Below are 18,828 nucleotides of genomic sequence, written 5' to 3'. Positions count from 1 at the left end.
CCAATGATCCCGACAATCCCGCAATCGCGCAGCTTTCGCATCCTCTATGGCGGCTATGTGGCGCTGTTCTTTCTCTATCTGGCCCTACCGCTGACCGTGGTGGCGGTCTTTGCCTTCAACGACAGCCAGTTCCCGTCTCTTCCGTGGGAGGGATTCACGTGGAATTGGTTCTTCGGCGAGGAGCGCCCGCAGATCGGCGTCTTTCATGAACGTGGCATCCTGCGGTCGGTGGGCACATCGGCATTCGTGGCGCTTTGCGTGGCGATCATGTCGGTCTGCGTTGGCACGACGAACGCCTTTCTGTTCAACCGCTATGAGTTTCGCGGCAAGGGGTTTCTCTATGTGTTGATGCTGCTGCCGCTGGTGATCCCCGGCATCGTGCTGGGCATCTCGGTGCTGGTGTTTTCCTCCACGCTGGCCAACGGCGTCTGGGACATGGCGCAGATCGACATTCAGGCGCTGCGCCCCGGTCTATTGTTGGTGATCTTGGGACAGTTCAGCTTTATCACCACCATCGCCACGCTGGTGATCTCGGCCCGGTTGCAAAAGTTTGACCGCACGTTGGAAGAGGCGGCGCTGAACCTTGGCGCGGATCGTTTGACCGCCGTGCGCACGATCACCCTGCCGTTCCTTGCGCCTGCAATGGTCGGGGCGGTCGTGGTGGCGTTTCTCATGAGCTTTGAGAACTTCAACACGACGCTGATGCTGGTGGGCTCTGACGCGCCGCTGACCATCGCCATGTTCGATCGGTTGAAAGAAGGCTCAACGCCGTTGCTGAACGCCGTGTCGCTGTTGTTGATGCTGGGCTCGTCGCTTCTGGCGCTGATGGTGATCTTGTTTCAAAAACGAAGCTAAGACCTCGGCAGGCCCGTGCTGGGCCTGCCGCCTTTGGCTAAAGCGCCTCGCGCACCGCCAGACAAAACCTCTCTAACATATCCGCATCCTCGGCGAGGGCACGCCGCAGCGACCGAGGCAGTTCAAGCTGCACCCCTTCGCCAGAGCGGGTGCGGTTGCAGATGTTCGTCTCATGCACGCCGGGCAGGGTGGTGTTGGGCGCCGCGTCAAACCCCGCGTCGCGCAGGGCCGCGCCGATGGCATCGCGTAGCGCCTCGGCGCGCCCACCAAGCCAGACCGTTTCGGTGCCATCATCCCTGCGCCCATGGATCGCCACGGCCACCGTCGCCTCCGCCACAAGCTTCAACGCCTGCGGCTCGTCAAAGCGGTGCGAGGTGATGTGGAAATCCCCATGCGCCCCGGCTTTCAGCGCCTCGAACAAATAGTAGGAATAGTCGCTTCCCGCGATGGCCTCGGCGATCAGGCTGGTCTCAGGCTCAATCGTACCGCCGTGGGGCGCGATGATGATGACTGCGCTGCCTCGATCCTCGGCGCGTATCTGGTAATCATCATCGCGCAGCATCTCTGCAGAGAGGTCGGCATAGTTCTGGAAACGATCCGTCATGATATGGCTCCTATCGGCTGGGGAGGGCGATCAAACGTCGAGCTTGCGCACCGTTTTGGAGATAAGCCCGTCTTTCCGCTCCAGAAACACGATCTCGCCAAACTCGATTTCCTGCCATTCATCCCCATCTTCGGTCAGCGGCTCGGAGGCAAAAATCGCCGATTCGGCTTCGCCCTCGGGGCAGGGGTCGACCTTATAGGAGTCCGCATGATCCTCAAAGTTCGCGCCTGTCAGTACATAGACCGGTTCAAGCAGCATAGAGAGGGGTAAGTCCTCGTCGCGCAGTTTCTTCCAGTCGCCGGTCACATCGGTCTCGCCGTCATGCCCGCAGCCATAGTTTACGCCGATAATACGATCTGAACTGACAAGCGCGATTTTTAGCTTGGTCAATGCCGCCAGATCAAGTTTTCGCGCGGCCTCACAAATGACCCGCAATAGTTTTTCAAACCCGCGCTGCACATCGTCATCGCTGTCGCCTTCCAGCAATGACAGCAACAGAACATAAAGAAATTCCGTATCCGTCGTGCCGCGCATCTGGGTGAGGTATTGATCTTTGCAATGGGGCAGGAGCTCACGTTGCAACTGCCGCCAATGGGGCAGGGCACCGTTCTGCGCGATGATCCACGGGGTATGGTCAAAGGAAAACGGGTGGCAGTTTTCATCGGCCTGCACGACGCTGGCGTCATAAGAGGCCGCGCGGATATGCGACAGCATCGTATGGGCCTGCAGGCTGGGTATCAGGGTCTTGGCATTGTCGTCGTGAAAGGCCGCTTTGGGTCGGTGATAAAGCAGCGGCGCGGCGGGTTTCAGCAGATGCGCGCTCCAGGCGGCAAAGCCCCAACCGGCCAGTTGCAGGCTGGGGTGAAGTTCCGGATCAAGGCTTTGGTTCAGCAGGCTGTTCTCTGGGGCAAGGAGCAGCGCCTCGATTGGCAGTTCAGGTCCGATATAGGCGAGGAAGCGGCACATGGTTTTCCTTACTCTTGAGATATTTCAGCGGTTTCACGAAGGGTGTGAAGGGCTGAGATAGAGCGGTGCACGCGGAAATCGACAGGTGGGCCGAACAGGGGGGGGGGCGACAGGGGGCTTGCAGGGGGCGAATGCCCCACCCTGTCGACGACAGGCGCCGCCAACTAGGCTGGGGCGCGGTGGCTTGACCAAAGAGCGCCGCGGGCGGCACCAAATGCGCGCCACCCGTAGTCTGACCTATAGATCAGACGTCAGAGATATAGTCCGCCGAGACATAGCCCTGCACCTCTGGCGCATCGGCCAAGGACACCCGGCACCAAAGCTGGCCAATCTCGGTCACGCAATCGCGGCGGTTCAAGATGGTGCCATCGGGCAGCCCCATGATGACCCCGAAATCAAGCCCCGGCCCAGACCGCAGCTTCAAAAGCTCGTTTGGCCCGGTGCGGTGAACCATTACTTGGTCGGCGGCGATGCCTGCGCAACCTGCGACGAAGATAAGGGTGGAAACTGCTGCGAATGTAATCCTGCGCATGATCTGCCTCTCATTTGTTTTCTCACGTCATAGATCGAAAACCGGGCTGATCCTAGCCGCCTTATCCTGCCGGCTCTTTGCACTGGTCCAAGGCGCGCTTCAAAGAATGCTCGTCATAGGGTTTCATCAAGCTGACATAGCGCGCGGGCTCGGCCTCGCCTTCGGCATATTCTCGCGGATCGGCCCCCGAGGCGATGATGACCGCGATCTCGGGGCGCAGTTGCGTGACGTGCTGCACCAGATCCATGCCAGAGCCGTCGGGCAGGCCGAGATCGGTGAGCATGATGTCGAACCGCTCGGCCTCAAGGCTGCGTTCGGCGGCGGCGACGCTGTCGGCTTCGGTCACGGCATAGCCCAGATCGGCAAGCATATCCGCGGTCGCCATGCTGATCAGCGCATCGTCTTCGACCAGCAAAATTTTAGGTGCGTCATCGGGGGCGCTGTGCGCGTCTTCCTGCGCCCCGTGGGCGGCATCGCTGCCGGATTGGCGAGAGAGAATCTCATGAATTTTCAGGGCCAGCCGCTCGCGGGTGTAGGGCTTGCTCAGCAGATCGACCCCTTCGTCGAGCCGCCCGGCGTGGACAATCGCGTTCTGGGTATAGCCCGAAGTAAAGAGCACGCCGACATTCGGCAGATGCGCCTTGGTCTCGCGGGCAAGCTCGGGGCTGCGGATTTTGCCAGGCATGACCACATCGGTAAAGAGCAGATTGATCTGCACACCGCTTTTGACAATCGCCAGCGCGCTATCGGCGTTCTCGGCGGTGAGCACGCCATAGCCAAGATCGCGCAGCTGATCGACGGCGGTCTCGCGCACGGCGGCGTCGTCTTCGACCACAAGGATCACCTCACCGCTGCCCGTGGGCGTTTCGGTGGTGGCAGGCAACGGGGCGCTTTCTTCCTGGCGCTGCGTGCGCGGCAGATAGACCCGCACGGTCGTGCCTTGGTTCTCTTCGCTGTAGAGTTTGATATGCCCGCCGGACTGTTTGATGAAGCCGTAAACCATGCTGAGGCCAAGCCCCGTGCCTTCGCCCGTGTCTTTGGTGGTGAAGAAGGGATCAAAGACCTTTTCCATGATCTCCGGTGCAATGCCTGCGCCGGTATCGGTGATCGCCAGCATGACATATTGGCCGGGGGCCACATTCGGGTGACTTTGGGCATAGGCGTCGTCAAGGGCGGCGTTGCCCACTTCGATTGTCAGCTTGCCATGGTGGGCCATCGCGTCGCGCGCGTTGATCGCAAGGTTCAGGATCACGTTTTCCAACTGCGCCGGATCGACAAGACAGTTCCACAGCCCGCCCGAGATCACCGTCTCGACCTCGATCCCTTCGCCAAGGGTGCGGCGCAACATGTCGTCCATGCCCCGCACCAATCGGCCAAGGTTTTGCGGCTTCGGCTCCAAGGGTTGCTGCCGCCCAAAGGCGAGCAGTTGCGCGGTCAGCTTTGCGCCGCGCGACACCCCCGCCATGGCGTTGTCGACAAACCGCCGCTTGGCGTCGACCTCGGCCAGTTCCTTTGACAGAAGCTGAAGGTTGCTGCCCACCACCTGAAGCAGGTTGTTGAAATCATGCGCAATGCCGCCAGTGAGTTGGCCCACGGCTTCCATCTTTTGCGCCTGTACCAACTGCGCCTCAAGCCGGTCCCGTTCGGCCATGGCCTCTTCGACCTTGGTTTTCAGCGCGTTGTTGAACTCAATCTCGGCATTGCGTGCGCGCAGTTCCTCGCGCAGGTCGCGGACCTCGATCACGGTGCCCACGGTTTTGCCCGTCTCATCCTTCATCGGCGAGGCGGTGAAGCCCACGGGATAGAAACTGCCGTCCTTATGGACAAAGGTTTCCTCACCCTGCGTCTGGTGGTTTTCCGGAAAAGCGCGGTCGATGGCGCAGTCTTCGATTGGGAAATGCCGCCCGTCGGGGTGGGTGTGGTGGATCACATCATGCAGCGGTCTTTTGACGGTTTCCTCGAATTTATAGCCGGTCAACTCTTCGGCTGCGCGGTTCATAAAGACGCATTGCTGTTTGTCGTCCATCATGAAGATGGCCATCGTAGTGTTGCTCAGGATCGCGTCCAGCCGGGCCGAGACTTTAGTCAGCGCCGCGTTGGTCTCTTTCTGTTTGGTGATGTCCTGAATGGCCGCATAAAGGACCTTTTCGCCTTCGGTTGAGATCAGCTGCAAATGGGTCAGAACGCAATACCGCGAGCCGTCCCTGCGCTGGTGGACCGTCTCATATTCAAGCGTTGTCGTCTTGCCGTTGATCAGCGGCTCAACGAGGTCCAGAAACGCCTCGCGCGACAGTTCGGGCTTGATGTCCCACGCCGCCATGCCGCGCAGCTCTTCCATCGAATAGCCAAGGTTCTCCCGCGCGCCGCGATTGGCGAGGGTGAAGGTAAAGTCTTCGACTGAAAACAGGTAAACTTCGCTTGCCGCGTCTTCTACGATCTGCCCAAGGCGATCGCTCGCCAATCTCAATGCTTCTTGCACTATTTTCCTCAAGCTTGTCGGTCGCTGGACCCGGCTAAATTCGACCTGCAAGTTGCAGGGTATATGTAACCTAGTGCTCTGAGTCTGACACTTCCTACCTGTTTCCGCGAGTTTCATCGAGCTTGTCCAGCGCGCGACGTTCCCGGGTGAGGATATCCTCTGCGGTTTTGGTCCATTTGAAGGGCCTTGGCTTCTCGTTGTGGTGGGCCAGATAGTCGTAGATCGCGGCCTCAAGATCATCGACGCTGGAATAGCTGCCGCGCCGGATGCGCCTTGATGTGATCTCGGCAAAGAAGCGCTCCACCAGGTTCAGCCATGACGCGCTGGTGGGCGTGAAGTGCAGCTTGAAGCGCGGATGCTTTTCGAGCCAGGCCTTTACCTCAGGCGTCTTGTGGGTGGCGTAGTTGTCGAGCACCAGATGCACATCGCGCCGCGTGGGCACAGCCTTGTCGATCTGTCGGAGGAATTTCAGGAACTCCTGCGCACGATGGCGTGGCATGCAATCGCCAATGACGGTGCCTGATTTCACATCCAGCGCAGCAAACAGCGTGGTCGTGCCATGGCGTTTGTAATCGTGCGTTACGGTCGCGGCACGGCCCTTCTTGAGCGGCAGTCCGGGCTGGGTGCGATCCAGCGCCTGGATCTGGGATTTCTCATCGACGCAGAGCACCACGGCACGGTCTGGCGGGTCGAGGTAGAGCCCGACGATATCGGTGACCTTCTCCTCGAACTTTGGGTCGTTCGAGACCTTGAACCCCTTCGTGAGATGCGGCTTCAAGCCAGCTTCTGCCCAGATGCGGCCGACGCTCGACGGCGAGATGCCCATGGCTTCGGCCATTAGCGCGCGGCTCCAGTGCGTTGCATTGGGCGGGGTTTCCTGCACCGTCTTGGCGATCACCTTCAGCCTTGTTTCCACGGGCAAAGGCGGCACCCGCGAGGGTCGCGTCTTGTCACGCTTGAGACCGGCCACGCCCTCATCGAGATACCGCTGCTGCCAGCGCCAGACCGTGGGTTTCGACGTGCCCGCGCGTCGCATAATCTCGAACGTGCCATGACCGTCCGCTGTGGCCAGGACGATCTCGGCCCGCCAGACAAGCTTGCGCGCAGTGTTGCGGTTGCTGATCAGGGCTTGAAGCTCAGTACGGTCGGCGGGGCCAAGGTAAAGGCAGATGTCATGGCGTCTCATGCCTCAAATATGGCACATCACGTTGCCGATGGGAATCTCCTGTCAGGTGGAGAACACTAGTCTTATGAAGCGGCAAGACGAGCGCAAAAAGCACATTCTTTCAAGGGGCGGGTTTTCGGGCAGAAAAACGCGGGCCAGCACCCGCCAAGCTGGCGGATGCCGTAGAGGATGAGAGGCTACGCGACGCGATGGCCCATGGCGTAGACCGACCGCAGGATCGGCGCGTCTTTCATCACCTCGAACAGGATCAGATCAGCCCGCGCGCCCAAGGCGATCTCGCCCCGGTCGGTCAGGGCTACGTGATGCGCGGGCGTGCGAGTGACGGTCGCCAGCCCCCGCGCCATATCGCCCCATAGATTGCCCAGTTGCACCGCCCCCAGCAGCAGGGCCGCGGGGACATAATCCGACGACAGGATGTCCAGCAAGTCCAGTTCCGCCAATTCCTTTGCCGCCACATTGCCAGAATGCGACCCGCCGCGGACGAGGTTCGGCGCGCCCATGATCGTTGCGATGTCTTGGGCGTGACAGGCCTCTGCCGCCGCGCGGGTGGTGGGGAATTCGGCCAAGCGCACGCCATGAGCGTGGCTGGTCGCGACCTGCTCGGCCGTGGTGTCATCATGGCTGGCCAGCGCCGCGCCATAGCGCGCCGCCGCCGCCACCGCTGCCGCCTCATGTTTCGCGCCCAGCCGTTCTTGCAGCCCATGCAGGAAGGTGACGTAATCGCCGAAATCCTCACGGGGCAGACCGTTCTTGCCGCAGACGTAATCCTCGAACTTTTGCACATCGCGGAATTGCCGCTGGCCCGGCGTGTGATCCATCAGGCTAACGATGCCGACTTTGTCGTCGGGGCCAAACTCGGCCAGTTCTTCCACCAGCGTTTCCGAACAGATCTCGGCGCGCAGGTGGATATGGTGGCTGATCGCCAGCGCCCCGCTGTCGCGCATCATCAGAATTTCATCGGCCATGTCGCGGGCGTATTTCCCGTAGCGTTTGCGCCCTTCGTCCGACAGGATCGACCCGACCCGGATCGCGTCGAAAACCGTGGTGATCCCGGTGCCTGCCAGCTCGCGGTCATGGGCGATGATCGCCGCGCGGTGCGGCCAGTCGACCTTGGGGCGCGGCTTCATGTGGCGCTCAAGGTTGTCGGTGTGCAGCTCGACCAGCCCGGGGGCGAGGTAGCGGCCTTCGCAATCGACCGCCCCCTGTGGCACGGCGGTGCCTTCGGCGATATCGGCGATCACCCCATCGCGCAGCACCACGCTGCCGGGGATCACCGCATCGGGCAGGATGATTTTGGCATTGGCGAGAATGGTTTCTTTTGTCATGTGAACGTCACGCTTGTTGCGCATCCATGGATGCAGGGAGAAGATGAATGAAGTTCGACCGCTACGCGATCTATTACACGCCGCAGGGCAGTTTGGCCGAGGCTGGGGCCGCTTGGCTGGGCTGGGATGTGGCACGCGGGCGCGCCGTTGCGCACCCAGAGGTCGCCGGGCTGGACGTGGCCGCCCTGACGCAGACGCCGCGCAAATACGGGCTGCATGCGACGATCAAGCCGCCCTTTGTGTTGGCCGAAGGCACCACGGCTGACGGGTTGCTGGCCGAGTTCGAGGCGCTTTGCACGCGGCTTTCGCCGGTCACGCTCGACGGGCTTGCGCTCACCCCGCTGGGCCGCTTTCTGGCGCTGACGCCCGAGGGGGACACCGCCGCGCTCAACGCCATGGCCGCCGAGGTGGTGCGCGGCCTCGACACGTTCCGCGCGCCCCCTTCCGAAGCCGATCTGGCCCGCCGCCGCCAAGCCAATCTGACCCCGGCGCAAGAGGCGAACCTCAGCCAATGGGGCTACCCCTACGTGATGGAGGCGTTTCGCTTCCACGTCACCCTGACCGGCAAACTGCCGAAAAGCGATCTGCCACGGGTCACAGCGGCGCTGGCCCCTTATATCGCGCCGCACCTGCCGCAGCCCTTTATTCTGGACAGCCTGACGCTGGTGGGGCAGGCCGAAGACGGTATGTTCCACGAGGTTCACCGCGCCGCCCTCTCGGGATAGAGCGCCGCCAGCGCCTGCGCCACGGTCTGCTTGAGCGGGCCGGAGTTGTCGATCTCTATCGCCGCGATATGGTCGGGCAGGGCGCGGTCGGCCCGGGCTAGCCGTGCGGTGATTTCTGCTTCGGTTTCGCGCCCACGGCCCCGCAGCCGGTCCGCCAATACATCGGGCGAAGCGGTCAGCGACAGCACTTCGAACCGCGCAAACCGCATTTTGGCCTCGGTCAGCATGCTGCGAGAGAGGTTCGCCAGCACGTCGCGCCCCTCGGCCAGCGCCATTTCAACCGCGATGGGAATGCCATAACGTAGCCCATGCGCGGCCCAACTCAAGGCAAAGGCGCCCTCCGCTTCGAGCCGCAGAAACGCCGCCTCGCTGATCCCGTCGAAATCCTCGCCCCCGGCCTCACCGGGCCGGGTGATGGCGCGGCGGGCGAGGAAGAGGTCGGGCAGGGTTTCGGCCAGTCCTTCCATCACGCTGTCCTTGCCCACACCCGACGGGCCGACCACCGCGATAAAACGCCCGCTCATGCGGCCAGTCCGGGGGTGAAACGGGTCACGTCCACTTCGCGGTCACAGATCTGGTCGCGGGCGGCCTCATCATGGAAGATGCCCAAGATCGCCGTGCCGCGGGCTTTGGCTTCTTCGATCAATGCCAGCACAGTGGCGCGGTTGGTGGCGTCAAGGCTCGCCGTCGGCTCATCCAGCAGCAAGACCGGGTAGGGATGCGCAAAGCCGCGCGCGATGTTCACCCGCTGCTGCTCCCCGCCGGAAAAGGTCGTGGGACTGAGCTGCCAAAGCCGTTCGGGGATGTTGAGCTGCGCCAGCAATTCTCCGGCCCGCGCCCGTGCGTCGGCCTCGCTGCTGCCCACCGCCCGGAGCGGCTCGGCCACCACATCAAGCGTCGCCACCCGTGGCACGACGCGCAGGAACTGGCTGACATAGCCCAGCACATGGCGGCGTAACTCCAGTATCTCGCGCGGGGCGGCTTGGGCGACATCCAGATCGCCCACCATGACCCGGCCCGAGGCGGTCAGGTAGTTGCCATAGATCATCCGCATCAGCGTCGATTTCCCGGCCCCCGACGCTCCGGTCAGCGCCACGCATTCGCCCCGTGCCACGGTCAATTCACCGCCGCGCATCACCGGGATCACCGCAGCGCCCTGATTGTGCAGGGTGAAGGATTTGCTTACATTTTCCACGCTTATCATGGGTTCAACCTTGTTTAACCTATTGTTAACGTTTGTCATTTGTTTCGCGTGCGAAACAATTCCCTGCACCGTCAAACCTGTAGCACGCTAGAGACCAAAAGCTGGGTATAGCCATGCTGCGGGTCGTCCAAGACTTGATCGGTCAGTCCGGTTTCCACCACATGGCCGTCTTTCATCACCATCAGCCGATCCGCCAGCAGCCGCACCACCGCCAGATCATGGGTCACGATGATCGCGCTCAGCCCCATCTCGCGCACAAGCCCGCGCAGCAGGTCGAGCAGCCGCGCTTGAACGCTCACGTCCAGCCCGCCGGTGGGTTCGTCCATGAAGACCAGCCGCGGCCCGGTCACGAGGTTGCGGGCGATCTGCAAGCGCTGCTGCATCCCGCCAGAGAAGGCCGAAGGCCGGTCGTCGATCCGGTCCTCGTTGATCTCCACCCGGCCCAGCCAGTCGGTGGCGCTGGCGCGGATGTCGCCGTAGTGTCGCGCGCCCACGGCCATCAGCCGCTCGCCCACATTGCCGCCTGCGCTGACGTTCATGCGCAGCCCGTCGCGGGCGTGTTGGTGGACAAAGGCCCAATCGGTGCGCGACAGCATCCGGCGCTCCGGCTCGCTCATCGTCACCGTGTCGCGCAGCCCATCGGCGCGGGTGTCGAAACGCACCGCCCCGCGATCCGGTGTCAGATGCCCCGCCAGTGTGTTCAGCAGCGTGGATTTGCCCGAGCCGCTTTCGCCGACGATGCCCATCACCTCACCGGGGTAGAGGTCAAAGCTGACATCGGTGCAGCCGATCCGCGCACCATAGAATTTCGCGATGTTTTCAACTTGCAACAAGGGGGTCATGCCACGCTCTCCAACACAGGGGCCACTTCCGCGCCGCGATGCCCAGCCGCCTGACGCGCCGCGCAATAATCGGTGTCGGAGCACATGAACAGACGCCCACCTTCGTCATCGACGATCAACTCATCCAGATAGCTGTCCTCCGCCCCGCAAAGGCCGCAAGGATGATCGGCCTTGCTCGCCTCGAAAGGGTGGTCCTCGAAATCCAGCGATACGACCTGCGTATAGGGCGGCAGCGCATAGATACGCTGTTCGCGCCCCGCGCCGAAGAGCTGGATCGCGGCCATTTCCAGTTTCGGATTGTCGAATTTCGGGATCGGCGAGGGGTCCATGACATAGCGCCCCTCGACCTTGACCGGATAGGCATAGGCCGTGGCAATCGCACCATGCTGGGCGATATCTTCGTAGAGTTTCACATGCATCAGCCCGTATTCCTCCAGCTCGTGCATTTTGCGGGTCTCGACCTCTGAAGGCTCAAGAAAACGCAGCGGTTCGGGGATCGGCACCTGATAGACCAGCACCTGATCTTCGCGCAGCGCGGCTTCGGGAATGCGGTGGCGGGTTTGGATGACGCTGGCCTCGGTCGTGGCTTCGGTCACCGCGACACCGGCGGTCTTTTGAAAAAAGCGGCGGATCGAGACGGCGTTGGTCGTGTCATCCGCGCCTTGGTCGATCACCTTGAAAGTATCCTCGGGCGTCAGCACGGCGGCAGACACCTGCACCCCGCCCGTGCCCCAGCCGTAGGGCATCGGCATTTCGCGGCTGGCAAAGGGCACCTGATAGCCCGGGATCGCCAGCCCTTTCAGGATCGCGCGGCGGATCATCCGTTTGGTCTGCTCGTCCAGATAGGCAAAATTGTAGTCGTTCATGCCCCGGTCCTCATGCCTGTCTTGGTCACTCTGTGTCATGGCAGGGCTCATTCTGCGGCCTCCCGGGGCGCGTCTTGGGCCGCGGCTGTCGCCTCGCGGCGCAGTTTGCGGATCAGTTCGAGTTCGGATTGGAAATCGACGTAATGGGGCAGCTTGATATGCTCCAAGAACCCCGTCGCTTGGATGTTGTCGGCGTGATAGAGCACGAATTCCGCATCCTGCGCAGGCGCGCCGAGGTTGTCTTCGCCCAACTCCTCCCAACGCAATGCCCGGTCCACCAGCGCCATGGAAATCGCCTTGCGCTCGGACATGCCGAAGACCAGCCCATAGCCACGAGTGAACTGCGGCGGCTCGGTCTTGGAGCCCGCAAATTGGTTCACCGTCTCGCATTCGGTGAGCTCGACCTCGCCGATCTCAATGGCAAAACCCAGTTCGGGAATGTCCATTTCCACCGCCACTTTGCCAATGCGCAGTTCCGCGACGAAGGCGTGGTTGCGCGCATAGCCGCGCTGCGTGGAATAGGCCATGCCGAGGACAAAGCCCTCGTCGCCGCGGGTCAGCGCTTGCAGGCGTAAGTCGCGGGTGGCGGGCAGTTCCAGCGGCTCGCGGGTTAGATCGCGCGGCGGAGTCTGACTGTCCGTGTCGCGCTGCATCAGCCCTTCGCGGTCGAGGAATTCCATGATGTGCGGCGTGTCTTTAGGCAGCTCGGCATCGGCCACCTCGGGCGCGGACGGCACCTCACCATCGGCGGCCAGCTTGAAATCCAGCAGCCGGTGCGTGTAGTCGAAGGTCGGCCCCAAGACCTGCCCGCCCGGCGCATCCTTGAAGGTGGCCGAGACGCGGCGGTCGCAGGCCATGGTGCCGGTGTCCATCGGGCGCGAGGCCCCGAAACGCGGCAGGGTGGTGCGATAGGCGCGGATCAGAAACACCGCTTCGATCAGATCGCCCCGCGCCTGTTTGATCGCCAGCGCGGCGAGGTCGGGATCATAGAGCGAGCCTTCGGCCATCACCCGGTTCACCGCCAGCATCATCTGTTCGCGAATTTGCGCAACGCTCAGTTCCGGCACGCTTGCGTCGCCGCGCCGCTCTTCGGCAAGCCATGCGTGGGCGTTGTCAATCGCCCGCTCGCCGCCTTTTACCGCTACATACATCAGGACACCTTTGTGCTTCGGGGCAGCGCCGCCAGACGGTCGCCGCAGGTGAAAATGAAATCCAATCCACGCGGGAAGAGCGCCGCGTTTTGTTGGAAGGCCATGCGGTCGGGCAGCGACAGCGCAGCACTATCCTTGATGCCGGGGCCGGAGAGGGTCGCGCCATCGCTGCGCAGATCATCCACCTCGACGATCAGCGTGGCAGAGCGGTCGGGGTAGGCGGCGGTCCCGAGGGGGAAGTCGCCGCGCGGCAGGTCGTCCCAAGCGCCTAAGGCGAAGTGCGCCGCATTGGCCGGGGCGAAGGGCGCGCCGGTGTGGAAGGTGATCCAGTCGCGCACTTCGGGCCGGTCAAAGCCGGGGGCGAGGTAGAGCGGCGTTTCGGGGTCGCAGAGTGTCAGCAGGACGACCCCGGCGGCGATGGAGAGGCCCGCAGGCGGTTCGGCCCCGGTCACGCGATTGATCTCACCCGGTTTGGCCATGGCGTTCATCACCGCGCGAAAGGCGAAAGCGGCGTCTTTGGGCGCGTCGCGAAACCCGCCAGTCAGCGATAGGGTCTGCATCAGTCTTCTCCTCTGACCATGGTGAAAAAATCGACCTTTGTGGCGGCGGCCTTGGCAGCGCGGCTGGCGCGGCGTTGGCTCTCGACCTCGGCCAGTGGGTCGAGCAGTTTGCTGCGGACCTCATCGGCGGCATCACTTTGCATCAGGGCATCAACGAGGGCGGCTTGCAGCGCCTTGTCGCGGCTGCGGCCTTGGATATAGGCGTGGCCGTCAGGCCCATCCGCAAGCCGCACCGAACAGCGCGTGACCGACATTTCGCCCATGTTAAAGGCATCGCCCAGAGCGCCCATCCGGCCCCGCAGCATGACGCCGCCGATCTCTGGCGCGCGGAGGAGGTCATGGGCTGGAACCGCGCCGTAGCGCGCCCAGAGCCGGGCCAGATCAGCGGCCTCGGCCCGCGCGAGCAGGCCCATCCGAGCCTGCCGATCGCGGGTCTTTTCTTTGATTTCAACCGTCATCTAGACACCTTGTGCATTTGTCTAATTTACTATACAACTAGACAAGTATTAGCCGCTGGCCTCCCGCTGGCGCAAGCTTGGATATGTGAAACTTCTGCGACATGGCCCGAACTGCGATCTGGAAAACCATCACCGCCACGCTGACCCATGACATCGCCACGGGGAAATACGCCCCCGGCGATCGGCTCCCGACCGAGGCGCAATTGGCGGCGCGGTTTGGGGTCAACCGTCACACGGTGCGCCGGGCGATCAGCGACATGAACGAGAGCGGGCTGACCTATAGCCGTCGCGGAGCGGGGGTCTTCGTGGCGCAGCGGCCCACGGATTACCCCATCGGCAAGAGGGTGCGGTTTCACCAGAACCTCGCGGCGGCGGGGCGGGTGCCGGCCAAGCAGATTTTGATGCTGGAGACCCGCGCGGCTTCGGCCCATGAGGCCGAGCAGCTTGGGCTGGAGGGTGAGGCGCTCGTGCATGTCTATGAGGGGCTGTCGCTGGCCGATGACCAGCCCATCGCGATTTTCCGCAGCCTGTTTCCTGCCGCGCGGTTCCCTGATCTGTTAAAAGCGCTTGAGACCAGCCGCTCGGTCACCTCGGCCTTGGCGCAGGGCGGGGTGGCAGATTACACCCGCGCCTCGACCCGGCTGACGGCGAAACTGGCCAATGCCACGCAGGCGCTGCATTTGCGGCTGACCGAAGGCGCGCCGATCTTGCGGTCTGCCGGGATCAACGTGGACCCGGAGGGTGTGCCGGTGGAATATGGGGTGACATGGTTCGCCGGGGACCGCGTGACGCTGACGCTGAACCCCGGCGATTGATCCGCGGCCTTAGTGGCCCGCCTCATTGCCCGCGATCAGCTTGCGGCGCAGCCAGCCCGAGAAGCTGTCCATCGCCACGACCATCAGGATGATCAGTACGATGTAATAGCTCACTTCCTCCCAATCCTTTTGGGTGATGATCGCTTGGGTCAACAAAAGGCCGATGCCGCCGCCGGTGATCGCGCCGATGATGGTGGCAGAGCGGGTGTTGGACTCCAGATAGTAGAGCACTTGGCTGAGCAGGACCGGGGTGATCTGGGGGATGACGCCAAAGCGGTAGCGTTGCACAGGTGCTGCCCCGGTGGAGGCGATGCCCTCGATCTGCTTGTCGTCCACATTCTCCAGCGCTTCTGAGAAGATTTTGCCGAAGGTGCCGGTGTCTGTCAGCAGGATCGCCAGCGACCCGGTCAGCGGGCCGGGGCCAAAGGCACGGGAGAGAACGATGGTCCAGATCAGCCCGTCGACCCCGCGCAGGAAGTCGAAGAGCCGCCGTGCCGCGAAGCGCAGACCGCCCAGGGGCGAGAAGTTCTTGGCGGCCAGAAAGCCCAACGGCAGGGCGATCATCGCCGCGCCAAAGGTGCCGAGAAAGGCCATCAGGACCGTCTCGACCAGCGCCCATGCCACATCGCCATGACGCCACATTTTGTTGGTCCAAAAATCCTGCCAGATCGCGCCGTATTCACCACTGCGCAGCAGCTCTAGCGGGGACATGCCGTGATAGGAGCTGTCGAGCGTGAAGAAGAACAGCTCCCACCCATTGAAATAGCGGAAAACCTCGGCCCGGTTGCGGGTGATCGTCAGGCGGCCTGCCTCCGTGGTTATGGCAAGGCGGTTTTTCGAGGCGTTGATCCAGTCAGGCAGGGGGCCGTCGGGCAGGGTTGCGTTGACGCCGCTGCGGCCCGGTGTGGCGGTGATCAGCCCGTAGCCCGGCACGTCATAGCGCACTTCCGGCCCCAGTTCGACGGTATGGCCGTTGCCCAGCTCGACGATAGAAGTCTCGCCTAAGGTGACCCAATAGGGGGCGGTGCCGGGGGCGTAGCGGCCCTTGCGTTCGCCTTCGATGGCGATCTCCATCTCGCCATTGCGGTTGTCGCGGGCGACATGGGTCTTGTAGCTGTAACTGTCGGCGACCAGTGTCTTCATGTTCGACACGTTGATGCGATCGCCCAGCCCCGCCACGTCAAAGGCGAAGAAGACGTAAGCGAGGTAGGCAAGGATCAGCACCGGCGCGGCGAGGCTTGCCATCCGCTTGCGGCGGAAGCTGCGGCTGGCGGTCTGCTGAGCGGGGAGGGTGGAAGCGGTAAGGTCAGTCAAAGGATGGCTCCCTTGTCCTTATAGGCGCGGCCATGGGTCAGCCGGTCGCGGAAATGGCTTGAGACTTGGTCAACGATGATGATGGTGCCGAAGAGCAGCAGAAAGATCGCGGCTGCCTCGTCGAATTTGCCTTGGCCCCAAGACATCGTGTTGCGCAGGTCATAGCCGATGCCGCCTGCGCCGACGAAGCCGAGGATGGCCGAGGCGCGGATGTTCACCTCGAACCGCAGCAGCGTGTAGGAGAGGTAGTTGGGCGCGACCTGTGGCACGACGCCCAGCACCATGCGTTGCAGCCAGCCCGCCCCGACAGAGGCAAGGCCGTCGACGGGTTTGAGGGAGGCGTTCTCGTTCACCTCGGAAAAAAGTTTGCCAAGCGCGCCCACGGTATGCAGCGCGATGGCGATCATCGCAGGCACCGGGCCACCGCCGAGCAGGAAGATCAGCACAAGGGCGACGACAATTTCAGGCACAGCGCGCAGCACGTCCAACAAACGGCGCAGGGGGCCGACGAGCCATGGGGCGGGGGCAAGGCCACGGGTGGCCAGCAGGGCGGCGAAGAAGGCAAAGAGCGCACCGATTAGCGTGGCAGCCCCGGCGATGTTCACGGTCTCAATCAGAGAGGGGAGGTATTTGACGAAATAGCCGGGCAGCAGATGAATGCGCTCCCATGCCTCGCTCAGCACATCGGCGGGGAAGTCAAAGACATTGGGCAGCCCGTTCCAGAACCCGCCAGCGTTGCGGGCATTGGCGGTGCCGAAACCGCCGATCAGCAGGGCCACGAAAACGACCAGCAAGATCATATTCATCACCCGCTTTTGTCGGGTATGGGCAAGGTAATCCGCCGTGATATCAGGCGCGGTAGTGGTCTGGTGCATCTGTCGTCCCCCTATGACGACAGGCCCCGACAATCGTTGCCGGGACCTGCCAGATGTCTTTTGTCCCTTAGGATCAGTTGGATTTCGCCTTGCGCGCTTCGACGATCGAGACATAGGCGTCATGGGCAATCGGATCGAAGCCGAGGCTTTCGCCCGCGGCCACGCCATAGGCGCAGTCGGCGTCCATCTCGTGCAGCTCATCCACCAGTTGGGTCATGGTCGTTTTGACCTCTTCGGGCAGGTCTTTGCGCAGCACGACCGGGCCTTCGGGGATCGGCTTGGAGCGCCAGATTTCCACCAGATCGTTCATGTCGATCAGGCCCGCATCCACGGCTTTGCGCAGCGCGCCGGAGTTGTAGCCGTCTTCCCAATTGCCCTGACCGTCGGCCCATGTCACGCCGCCCGCCACGTCACCGTTGTTGACCGCGACGATGGTCTGCTCATGCCCGCCGGTAAATTTCACTTCGCCGAAGTAGTCACCAGATTCCATGGTGGCACCGGTCGTCTGGGGGATTTCGATGGAAGGGATCAGGTAGCCAGAGGTGGAGTTCGGATCGCCAAAGCCAAAGACCTTGCCCTGCATGTCTTCTAGCGTGTTGATGCCCGCATCTTTGCGCGCGAAGCCGATGGAGTGGTAGCCGTAGGAGCCATCGAGGTTGATCTTGACCAGCACCGGCTCAACCGCTTCGGGGTCTTGCAGGTGAACGGCGGCATAGGCCGAGGCACCCAGCCACGCCATGTCGAGCGTGCCGCCCAGCAGACCTTGGATCACGCCGTTATAGTCGGCAGGGGCAAAGAGCTTGGCCGGAACGCCAAGGCGCTCTTCGGTGTAGCCGCGCAGACATTCGTAGGAGTTCATCCGGTCCTGCGCGTTTTCCCCGCCGAGGATGCCGATGCGAAATTCGGTAACATCTGCGGATTGAGCCAGTGCAGCGCCGGTCAGGGCCGTGGTTGCCAGTGCGGCGGCGATGAGCTTCTTCATTTTGTCGTCTCCAGTTTGAAAATATGCCCCTTGGGGCGGGTCGTGTCAGGCGGGCACCTTGTCCAGCGTTTCGATCTCGGTTGAGGTGGCGGCTTCGGAAAAGCTGCTGTCTGCGCCGTAGATTTCGCGGGCCATGCTGGTGGTCAGCTGCTCGGGCGTGCCGTCAAAGACGATCTTGCCGTCGCGCATCCCCACCACGCGGTCGCAGTAGCGGCGCGCGGTATCCAGCGTGTGAAGGTTGGCGATGACCATGCGGCCATCTTCCTCGTGGATGCGGCGCAGCGATTGCATCACCACCTGCGCGTTCATCGGGTCGAGGCTGGCGATGGGTTCATCGGCCAAGATGATCTGCGGGTCCTGCATCAGGGCGCGGGCAATGGCGACGCGCTGCTGCTGGCCACCCGACAGCGCCTCGGCCCGTTTCGGCGCATGCTGCGCGATGCCCAGACGGTCGAGGATCTCAATCGCGCGGGTGATGTCGGCATCGGGGTAGAGGTTGAAGATGCTGCTCAGCGTCGAGCGGCGGTTGAGCGTGCCGTGCAGCACGTTCGACACCACATCCATCCGTGGGACGAGGTTGAACTGCTGAAAGATCATTGCGCATTCCGCCTGCCAGCCGCGCCGGGCGGCGCCGCGCAGAGCAGTCACATCGCGCCCTTGGAACAGGATCTGCCCCGAAGAGGAATCGGTCAGCCGGTTTAACATCCGCAGCAGCGTGGATTTCCCCGCGCCGGAGCGGCCGATGATCCCGATCATCTGCGGTTTGTCGACCTGCAGGTTGGCGCGGGCTACCGCTGTGTTCGCGCCGAATGTTTTGGTCAGTTCAGAAATGACGAGCATAGGTCCCCCGGGGTTTGCGGGGCGAGCTATCGCAGCGGTGAATGTCACGAATGTTTAAGTTTGACGAAGCTTTTGTAACGCGCGGCTTTTTCGGGAACGGCTGCCCAGGTGTGGGCGTTTGTGCTTGCTTTATAGGCGGTTGGGTGGCGCGGCTGCCCCCGCGCGGGGCAGTGCGCAGGCTGGGGAATGTGCGGCGCGAGGGCCAGCCAACCTCAATAAAACAAGGGCCAGCCGAATAGAGCTTGCGGA

Annotated in this window: 20 protein-coding genes; 3 read left to right on the top strand and 17 right to left on the bottom strand. The window is 62.7% G+C overall.

The annotated features are described in order from the left end of the window. The first annotated feature begins 3 nt into the window (after positions 1-3). Positions 4-855 carry an ABC transporter permease gene (locus T8A63_RS13400; RefSeq protein ID WP_132445651.1) on the top strand — a complete coding sequence of 284 codons (852 nt, stop codon included), beginning with the start codon at positions 4-6 and terminating at the stop codon, positions 853-855. 37 nt (positions 856-892) lie between these two features. On the opposite strand, the gene T8A63_RS13395 is transcribed toward T8A63_RS13400, so the two are convergent. The 6 genes from T8A63_RS13395 to T8A63_RS13370 all read right to left on the bottom strand — a co-directional run bounded on the left by T8A63_RS13395 (position 893) and on the right by T8A63_RS13370 (position 7,947). Beyond that, positions 893-1,459: a poly-gamma-glutamate hydrolase family protein gene (locus tag T8A63_RS13395; RefSeq protein WP_322344085.1), complete on the bottom strand. Its 567-nt coding sequence runs from the start codon at positions 1,457-1,459 to the stop codon at positions 893-895. Between the two features lie 30 nt (positions 1,460-1,489). Continuing rightward, positions 1,490-2,425 (bottom strand): class II glutamine amidotransferase, encoded by a 936-nt coding sequence (locus T8A63_RS13390; protein ID WP_322344084.1) that lies wholly within the window; start codon positions 2,423-2,425, stop codon positions 1,490-1,492. Positions 2,426-2,669: 244 nt separating this feature from the next. Beyond that, the gene (locus T8A63_RS13385; RefSeq protein ID WP_322344083.1) at positions 2,670-2,957 is read right to left on the bottom strand and encodes an SH3 domain-containing protein; all 288 of its coding nucleotides are present in this window, start codon (positions 2,955-2,957) and stop codon (positions 2,670-2,672) included. A 61-nt stretch (positions 2,958-3,018) separates the two neighbouring features. Then, entirely contained in the window at positions 3,019-5,418 is a 2,400-nt protein-coding gene (locus T8A63_RS13380) for a PAS domain S-box protein (protein WP_322344082.1), read from the bottom strand. 112 nt (positions 5,419-5,530) lie between these two features. Then, complete coding sequence (locus T8A63_RS13375) at positions 5,531-6,622, bottom strand: IS630 family transposase (RefSeq protein WP_067931132.1); 1,092 nt, start codon at positions 6,620-6,622, stop codon at positions 5,531-5,533. 176 nt (positions 6,623-6,798) lie between these two features. Further along, a complete protein-coding gene (locus tag T8A63_RS13370) occupies positions 6,799-7,947 on the bottom strand; it encodes an alpha-D-ribose 1-methylphosphonate 5-triphosphate diphosphatase (protein WP_322344081.1) in 1,149 nt (382 codons plus the stop codon). A 47-nt stretch (positions 7,948-7,994) separates the two neighbouring features. Here T8A63_RS13370 and T8A63_RS13365 point away from each other — a divergent pair, with 47 nt between their 5' ends. Next, positions 7,995-8,672, top strand: a complete 678-nt coding sequence (locus T8A63_RS13365; protein ID WP_322344080.1) for a DUF1045 domain-containing protein — start codon at positions 7,995-7,997, stop codon at positions 8,670-8,672. Here the strand turns inward: T8A63_RS13365 and phnN are convergent. The 7 genes from phnN to phnG form a co-directional block, all read right to left on the bottom strand. Further along, positions 8,648-9,196, bottom strand: a complete 549-nt coding sequence (gene phnN, locus T8A63_RS13360; protein ID WP_067623260.1) for a phosphonate metabolism protein/1,5-bisphosphokinase (PRPP-forming) PhnN — start codon at positions 9,194-9,196, stop codon at positions 8,648-8,650. The genes T8A63_RS13365 and phnN overlap by 25 nt on opposite strands. Further along, positions 9,193-9,876 (bottom strand): phosphonate C-P lyase system protein PhnL, encoded by a 684-nt coding sequence (phnL, locus tag T8A63_RS13355; RefSeq protein WP_300055081.1) that lies wholly within the window; start codon positions 9,874-9,876, stop codon positions 9,193-9,195. Before phnL ends, phnN begins: the two co-directional genes overlap by 4 nt. Before the next feature lie 71 nt (positions 9,877-9,947). Then, on the bottom strand, positions 9,948-10,718 hold the full coding sequence (phnK, locus tag T8A63_RS13350) for a phosphonate C-P lyase system protein PhnK (RefSeq protein WP_007117460.1): 771 nt from the start codon (positions 10,716-10,718) through the stop codon (positions 9,948-9,950). Further along, on the bottom strand, positions 10,715-11,584 hold the full coding sequence (locus tag T8A63_RS13345; RefSeq protein WP_322345736.1) for an alpha-D-ribose 1-methylphosphonate 5-phosphate C-P-lyase PhnJ: 870 nt from the start codon (positions 11,582-11,584) through the stop codon (positions 10,715-10,717). Before T8A63_RS13345 ends, phnK begins: the two co-directional genes overlap by 4 nt. A gap of 47 nt (positions 11,585-11,631) precedes the next feature. Continuing rightward, positions 11,632-12,735 (bottom strand): carbon-phosphorus lyase complex subunit PhnI, encoded by a 1,104-nt coding sequence (locus tag T8A63_RS13340; protein WP_322344079.1) that lies wholly within the window; start codon positions 12,733-12,735, stop codon positions 11,632-11,634. Then, entirely contained in the window at positions 12,735-13,295 is a 561-nt protein-coding gene (gene phnH / locus T8A63_RS13335) for a phosphonate C-P lyase system protein PhnH (RefSeq protein WP_093928510.1), read from the bottom strand. Before phnH ends, T8A63_RS13340 begins: the two co-directional genes overlap by 1 nt. Next, entirely contained in the window at positions 13,295-13,753 is a 459-nt protein-coding gene (phnG, locus tag T8A63_RS13330) for a phosphonate C-P lyase system protein PhnG (RefSeq protein WP_322344078.1), read from the bottom strand. The genes phnH and phnG overlap by 1 nt, the downstream gene beginning before the upstream one ends. 101 nt (positions 13,754-13,854) lie before the next feature. Between phnG and phnF the strand changes: the two genes are divergently transcribed. After that, positions 13,855-14,568, top strand: coding sequence for a phosphonate metabolism transcriptional regulator PhnF (phnF, locus tag T8A63_RS13325; RefSeq protein WP_132445684.1), 714 nt, complete (start codon positions 13,855-13,857; stop codon positions 14,566-14,568). 9 nt (positions 14,569-14,577) lie between these two features. Here the strand turns inward: phnF and phnE (T8A63_RS13320) are convergent, their stop codons facing one another. From phnE (T8A63_RS13320) to phnC, 4 genes are all read right to left on the bottom strand, one after another. Further along, positions 14,578-15,813: a phosphonate ABC transporter, permease protein PhnE gene (gene phnE / locus T8A63_RS13320; RefSeq protein WP_322345734.1), complete on the bottom strand. Its 1,236-nt coding sequence runs from the start codon at positions 15,811-15,813 to the stop codon at positions 14,578-14,580. A gap of 65 nt (positions 15,814-15,878) precedes the next feature. Then, positions 15,879-16,757: a phosphonate ABC transporter, permease protein PhnE gene (phnE, locus tag T8A63_RS13315; RefSeq protein WP_322344077.1), complete on the bottom strand. Its 879-nt coding sequence runs from the start codon at positions 16,755-16,757 to the stop codon at positions 15,879-15,881. A 73-nt stretch (positions 16,758-16,830) separates the two neighbouring features. Beyond that, on the bottom strand, positions 16,831-17,739 hold the full coding sequence (gene phnD / locus T8A63_RS13310) for a phosphonate ABC transporter substrate-binding protein (protein ID WP_322344076.1): 909 nt from the start codon (positions 17,737-17,739) through the stop codon (positions 16,831-16,833). Between the two features lie 45 nt (positions 17,740-17,784). Then, positions 17,785-18,579, bottom strand: a complete 795-nt coding sequence (phnC, locus tag T8A63_RS13305; RefSeq protein ID WP_067623287.1) for a phosphonate ABC transporter ATP-binding protein — start codon at positions 18,577-18,579, stop codon at positions 17,785-17,787. Positions 18,580-18,828: the final 249 nt, after the last annotated feature.

It is taken from the genome of Sulfitobacter sp. OXR-159, from assembly GCF_034377145.1.
Lineage (GTDB): Bacteria > Pseudomonadota > Alphaproteobacteria > Rhodobacterales > Rhodobacteraceae > Sulfitobacter.
This window is presented reverse-complemented; position numbering and strand designations above follow the sequence as displayed.